Below are 3,504 nucleotides of genomic sequence, written 5' to 3'. Positions count from 1 at the left end.
CATACGGTACTTCGTACAAAACCATGAAATAGTAAACCTTTGCAGGAGCCCGGCGGGCCGGCGAAACGCCCCGAACGGACAATCCCCCATACACGGCCGCATCGCCGGCAAGCCGGCTCCTACATTGCACAAGCCTTTGACAACCCTGTGGTAATATCGCGCCCCTGTTCATTTTGTATGTGGGTTGCTCCATGAAGTTGTCCATGCCGCGATTCGATCAAGCCCCTGTCTTGGTGGTCGGCGATGTCATGCTCGACCGTTACTGGCATGGCGGTACCTCACGGATTTCCCCTGAGGCACCGGTACCGGTAGTCAAGGTCGAGCAAATCGAAGACCGTCCAGGTGGCGCTGCCAACGTTGCCCTCAATATTGCCGCCCTCGGCGCCCCGGCATCCCTCGTGGGTGTGACCGGCGACGACGAGGCTGCCGACAGCCTGGCCAACAGCCTGAAGGGTGCGGGTGTGCGTGCGCTGTTCCAGCGCATTCCCCACCAGCCGACCATCGTCAAGCTGCGGGTCATGAGTCGGCACCAGCAATTGCTGCGTATCGATTTTGAAGAACCCTTCGCCACCGACGCCCTGGTGCTCAGCGCCCAGGTCGACGAGATGCTCGAAGGCATCAAGGTGCTGGTGCTGTCCGACTACGGGAAAGGCGCCTTGAAAAACCATCAGGTACTGATCCAGGCCGCCAAGGCCCGGGGCATTCCGGTGCTGGCAGATCCCAAGGGCAAGGACTTCTCGATTTATCGGGGCGCCAGCCTGATCACGCCGAACCTCAGCGAATTTGAAACCATCGTCGGCGGTTGCGTCGATGAGCACGAGCTGGTGACCAAGGGCGCCCAACTCATGGCCGACCTCGACCTGGGTGCCTTGCTGGTGACCCGTGGCGAACACGGCATGACCTTGCTGCGTCCTGATCACCCGGCCATGCACCTGCCGGCGCGGGCCCGTGAAGTGTTCGACGTGACCGGTGCCGGTGACACCGTGATTTCCACCCTGGCTGCGGCAATTGCGGCGGGCGAGGAACTTCCCCATGCGGTGGCCCTGGCCAACCTGGCAGCAGGTATCGTGGTCGGCAAGCTCGGTACGGCGGCCATCAGTGCACCTGAGCTGCGCCGCGCCATCCAGCGATCCGAAGGCTCGGAGCGCGGCGTGTTGAGCCTTGAGCAACTGTTGCTGGCGATTGACGATGCCCGTGCCCATAACGAGAGCATTGTCTTCACCAACGGTTGCTTCGACATCCTCCACGCCGGTCACGTGACCTACCTGGAGCAGGCGCGGGCCCAGGGCGATCGCTTGATCGTGGCAGTCAACGATGATGCGTCGGTCAGCCGCCTCAAGGGGCCAGGCCGGCCGATCAACAGTGTCGACCGTCGCATGGCGGTGCTGGCAGGTTTGGGGGCGGTGGACTGGGTGATCAGCTTTGCCGAGGCGACCCCGGAAAACCTGCTGGCCCAGGTCAAGCCGGACGTGCTGGTCAAGGGCGGTGATTATTCCGTCGACCAGGTGGTGGGTGCCGATATCGTCAGTGCCTACGGTGGCAAGGTCAAAGTGCTGGGGTTGGTGGAAAACAGCTCGACCACGGCGATTGTCGAGAAGATCCGCAATAACTGATGGTGGGAGCGGGCTTGCTCGCGAAAGCGGTGGGTCAGCTGGCAGATGCAGTGACTGATACACCGCATTCGCGAGCAAGCCCGCTCCCACATTCGACCGCCGCGACCTGATGTCCGGTTACGGGTTGGCTTTTTTCTTCGGCACGATCTTGCGCAAGATCTGCCGCGCCTTACCCGTCAAGCGCTTCAATTTCGATTCTTTCTCCGGTGCACTCAGCCCTTGCTGGCGCAGCCAGTCCTTCCAGCGGATCCGCTCATCCCGCACGATCCAGCCTTCCTGCTGGGCAAAGCTTTCAGCCAGATACAACCCTCGCGTACTCGCCGGATACAGCTGATCCTTCTTCAAGGTATACAGCTCCGCACACGGCTGCCCGTCCTTCAGCGGCATCAGGTACAGGTCCGGGCGCTGGCGGTCCAGGCGGGCCACCAATTGGTCGCCCTCCAGGCGCTCGTCTACATGAAACAGGCTCAGGGACTTCGCCTCCTTGGGCACTTCCAGGCGCAAGTCATAAATCAACTGCAACGAAGCCGTGGGCAGGTGCACGTAGGCGCGTGGTCGTTCAATCAATTGCATGGTGGCGCAGCGCACCGGGCGCGCGGCCCCGGACAGCGGTGAGAGGCGGAACGGCAACGCTTCGCGGTAGTGCAGGGCCGACGAGTAGGGCGCCGGCAGCCAGGTGTCATTGAAACGACCGCCCAGCCAGCCTTCCGGGGTTTCCAGCAGGCATTCCTCGGCGATTTCCTGGATGGCGGTGTGCAGTGGCAAGTTCAGTTCGTGGGCCGGCACATAGCCGGAGATCAGCTTGAGCACGACGTCGCCACGGTCTTGTCGGCGCTGGCGCACCAGCACCCAGTAATCGCGGTTCTGCCAGTGCAGCGTCAGGCGCACCGAGACCCCAAGGTTGGCCAGCTCCAGCACGAAACGCTCGGTGTCTTTCACCTCCACCGGCTTGCGCCGTTGCAGTGTCTGGGCGAAGTTGAGCGGCATGCCGACGCTCTGGTAGCTCAAGCCTTCGGGGGTTGCTTCGACGTGCAGCGGCAGTGTCTTGAAGTTGCTGGGGTTCTTTCTTATGAGCGTTCGCGGCATGTCGGCTCCTTCTTGCGTCGGGGTCGGCCGCGTCGGCGGCATCAGAGTTGGCGAATGACCTTGGCAGCGGTCGCCACGTTGTGGGCGAGGTGCAGCGGATTAATGGTCCCGACAATAGCACTGGCAACGCCAGTTTGCGCAAACAACAGCATGAAACTGGCGTGAATTGGATCCACTCCGGATTCCAGGCAGACATGGCCACTGGCTAGTGCCTTTTTCACCAGGATGCCCTTGCCGTGTGCGGCGGCATAATCAATGACGGCTTTCTCGGCCTGTTCGTTCAAATTGTAGGTGACCATGGCGCAATCACCTTGTTCCAGAGCCTTTACACCGCCCTCGACGGTTTTGCCGGAGAAGCCGAAACCACGGATCTTGCCCTCGCGCTTGAGGTCTTCCAGGGTCTGGTAAACCTCGCAATCATTGAGAATATGCAGGTCGTTGCCGTCGGAGTGCACCAGCACCAGGTCGATAAAATCCGTTTCCAGTCGTTTCAGGCTGCGCTCCACCGAAAGTCGGGTGTGGGCTGCGCTGAAGTCGTGATGGGATACGCCTTCGGCAAATTCTTCGCCCACCTTGCTGACAATTACCCATTCCTGGCGCTGGCCGCGCAATAGCGGGCCCAGGCGTTCTTCGCTGCGGCCATAGGCGGGCGCAGTGTCGATCAGGTTGATGCCCAATTGCCGGGCCTGGCGTAACAGCATCCGCGCCGCATCGTCATCGGGAATCTGGAAGCCACTGGGGTATTTCACGCCTTGGTCGCGGCCCAGCTTGACGGTGCCCAGGCCCAGCGGCGAGACCAGCAGGC

The 3,504-nt window shown here is 61.7% G+C and carries 3 protein-coding genes; 1 reads left to right on the top strand and 2 read right to left on the bottom strand.

All coding sequences use genetic code 11. The features are described from left to right. Positions 1-191: 191 nt before the first annotated feature. On the top strand, positions 192-1,613 hold the full coding sequence (hldE, locus tag HX846_RS28700) for a bifunctional D-glycero-beta-D-manno-heptose-7-phosphate kinase/D-glycero-beta-D-manno-heptose 1-phosphate adenylyltransferase HldE (RefSeq protein WP_003209486.1): 1,422 nt from the start codon (positions 192-194) through the stop codon (positions 1,611-1,613). Between the two features lie 117 nt (positions 1,614-1,730). Here the strand turns inward: hldE and HX846_RS28695 are convergent, their stop codons facing one another. Next, positions 1,731-2,699 carry a hypothetical protein gene (locus HX846_RS28695; protein WP_003209488.1) on the bottom strand — a complete coding sequence of 323 codons (969 nt, stop codon included), beginning with the start codon at positions 2,697-2,699 and terminating at the stop codon, positions 1,731-1,733. A 41-nt stretch (positions 2,700-2,740) separates the two neighbouring features. Then, positions 2,741-3,502: an aldo/keto reductase gene (locus tag HX846_RS28690; RefSeq protein ID WP_256740051.1), complete on the bottom strand. Its 762-nt coding sequence runs from the start codon at positions 3,500-3,502 to the stop codon at positions 2,741-2,743. Positions 3,503-3,504: the final 2 nt, after the last annotated feature.

The sequence above is a fragment of the Pseudomonas sp. K5002 genome, from assembly GCF_013386655.1.
Lineage (GTDB): Bacteria > Pseudomonadota > Gammaproteobacteria > Pseudomonadales > Pseudomonadaceae > Aquipseudomonas.
The sequence above is the reverse complement of the archived record's forward strand: the minus strand, read 5'-3'. Positions and strand labels throughout refer to the sequence as shown.